Genomic DNA, 2441 nt, shown 5'->3' with positions numbered 1-2441 from the left:
GTTTTCCTTTGAAGTATCTCATGTATCATTCTCCTCAACTCAATCTTCCTACAGTTTAGCTTTAGTTAAAAAACTTTACAACGGAACCACAGGATCATTATTTATCGCATATTAAAACGAAATGGTTATTAGGGGGCACCAATTCCATACTGGAAAATTGTGTCTTAATATACGCATTTCCCAATATGAATAAACCTTCTATTCCTAGACCTGACTTTTAGAAACTCCATTTTATGTTAATCATGTGACGGACTAGAGGAGCAACCCTGTGATTAAACCTTATAAAAGTATGGAGAGTGCTTTTTTGTCCGATGATTAAGGGAATTATCAAAGTTGTTTTATTAATAATCTTTTGTTAGTTTATTAATAAGGTTTCTTTTCGAGGGAGGTGTTAAGATGCTAAAGAAAATATTGTTATGTTTATTTGTATGTGGTATTTTATTTTCTGTAGTAGGTATATTAAAAAATCAGATGGTTTCTGCAGCTGGGATTAATGGTTCAGTTACTGTGAATAATACAACCTACAGATGGTCAGAAACGTCTTGGGGGAATAATAGAGGTGTAACACTTAACCCTGGTCAACATGTTTATCAGCTTTCTCCGAATCCACATAATGATCCTTGGTATAATAAAAATCAAATTAAATTTTATGATCAAGTCATAAATCAAGTAGCGATGCAAGGGAATACAGCTCATTGGACTGCTACTGCGTGGCCAACTACGAGTAGTAATATCACGGTAAATGGCATTACGTATACATTAAATATAAGGTAAGGAAACCGCAGGATTTCAAAATCTTCGTCATGCTTCACGTACATTGAAAGGAATAGAAACGATTCATGCCATATACAAATAAGGAATTACAGCAATTATTTAGAATTTCTTAAAGATAACGGTATTTTTTTAACGAGTTTATGTTTTTTCAAACTTTGCAACAGAACCACTTCATTTTGATGTTGCGGATAAAGAAGGATTTGACCAGGAGTTTTATCAAACACGTATTGAGGAATTGCGGAATGATATTCGTGTGGTAGCATTTAAAAAATTCTGTTCTAATGAATCAACGCCAGATGATTTAGAATCCTTTAAAGCACGCTATGAAACGGCCATATTGCCAAAAGTACAAGAGATTGTTTCTCTCATTGAACCAAGTCTCATAGGGTTAGATGTATTTTTGAACCCAGTGATTGGATATGGTACGAATCAAATTACATTAGATGAAATGGTAAAACAATTAAGTAAAAATCTTTCTTTACTTCATAAATTATCAAAAACTAAGTATTGTCCAACCGTTGAAATGACTGTAAAAGAATATGCTTTTTTAGAAGCCATGAACGATTCTAAAAAAATAAAGGAGTTGCAACGATCCAAATGATTACTATTCAAGATGAATTATATCAGCAAGCAATAGAAGCTAAAAAGGAAGTTACAATTATTTTATTAAAGGGCTTTAGAATAACTGGACAAATTATTACGGTGGATAGGTTTACAATTTTGATTAAAGTTGATGGCAAACAGCAATTAATATATAAAAAGGCTATCTCAACAGTAACTGTATAAAAAATACATAATTATTGCAGGGATTAGATTATAGATTATGACAAAAAGGGTTCTAGTGCAAATAAAGAATACATTCCAACGAGCAATGAGGATTCCTATCAGAATCGTTCTTTACGCTGTTAATCCAAATAATTGATGAATGAATTGTTTTTGATTTCGAACAGACTGTTCCCGTAAATCAATCTGTTCTTTTTTTATCATATGCATGGCTTCTACTCCTGCAAGAATACATGTAGCTGTACGAAAAGATTTAAGTCCTAACATAAAACGTGTACGTTTTTTTATGAAACGATGGTCCTGCTCTACGATGTTATTTAGATATTTTATCTGCCTGATAGTGCTTCCATTTAAACGAAGTTTCCTTTTTCATACTGATCACACACCTTTTTAAGAATAATAGTATCAGTATGCCCAAGTTTGAGAGAGTATTTGCAAGTGGCTTGAAGTTTTTGCACCAGAACCATTCTTTTTATTGTTCATATTTTTGTTATTTGTCTGCTATTGACAAAATGAGAGGTAGATTTTATAATTCGAAAGCGTGTTCTTAATTCATCGCTGGCACAAGCAAGATTGTTGTGAAGGATCGGGTGGTAGAGCCAGCAACTTTCGTAGCATATGGAATAGCTGTGTTTGTGAAGAATGACACGTCTAATTTACTAGCATACAATTATTTAGTATATTTATGAATAAATTGCATATAATATTATTAACATCTAGAGAAAGTTACATAAAAAAGGCATCTTCCTGGGGTGGTCTTCCCCCCGTCAAGTAGACAACTGTAAAAAAGACTATGCAGCCATCGAGATTCGATATTCGATCGGAGCTCGATGATTGAGTCGTTTTTGGAATCGTTTGTAGTTATAATGATAGATGTATGTTTC

At 33.0% G+C, this 2441-nt stretch carries 2 protein-coding genes and 3 pseudogenes; 4 read left to right on the top strand and 1 reads right to left on the bottom strand.

Going from position 1 to position 2441, the window contains the following annotated elements; genetic code table 11:
- The first annotated feature begins 396 nt into the window (after positions 1-396).
- The 4 genes and pseudogenes from JDS99_RS30375 to hfq all read left to right on the top strand — a co-directional run bounded on the left by JDS99_RS30375 (position 397) and on the right by hfq (position 1560).
- Complete coding sequence (locus JDS99_RS30375; protein ID WP_199696436.1) at positions 397-774, top strand: hypothetical protein; 378 nt, start codon at positions 397-399, stop codon at positions 772-774.
- Position 775: 1 nt separating this feature from the next.
- A pseudogene (locus tag JDS99_RS32225) lies at positions 776-856 on the top strand (IS6 family transposase); the annotation flags it as partial.
- A gap of 87 nt (positions 857-943) precedes the next feature.
- Positions 944-1375 (top strand): annotated as a pseudogene (locus JDS99_RS30370) (hypothetical protein); the annotation flags it as partial.
- Entirely contained in the window at positions 1372-1560 is a 189-nt protein-coding gene (hfq, locus tag JDS99_RS30365) for an RNA chaperone Hfq (protein ID WP_199696435.1), read from the top strand. The pseudogene JDS99_RS30370 and the gene hfq, both read left to right, overlap by 4 nt.
- A gap of 111 nt (positions 1561-1671) precedes the next feature.
- On the opposite strand, the pseudogene JDS99_RS30360 reads toward hfq, so the two are convergent.
- Positions 1672-1899 (bottom strand): annotated as a pseudogene (locus JDS99_RS30360) (DDE-type integrase/transposase/recombinase); the annotation flags it as partial.
- Positions 1900-2441: the final 542 nt, after the last annotated feature.

It is taken from the genome of Bacillus cereus group sp. N6 (assembly GCF_016483705.1).
Lineage (GTDB): Bacteria > Bacillota > Bacilli > Bacillales > Bacillaceae_G > Bacillus_A > Bacillus_A wiedmannii.
The sequence above is the reverse complement of the archived record's forward strand: the minus strand, read 5'-3'. Positions and strand labels throughout refer to the sequence as shown.

Excerpts from the sequence above, each read along its gene's own strand:
- JDS99_RS30375 (WP_199696436.1), top strand. The coding sequence starts at position 397 with ATGCTAAAGAAAATATTGTTATGTTTATTTGTATGTGGTATTTTATTT.
- hfq (WP_199696435.1), top strand. The coding sequence starts at position 1,372 with ATGATTACTATTCAAGATGAATTATATCAGCAAGCAATAGAAGCTAAA.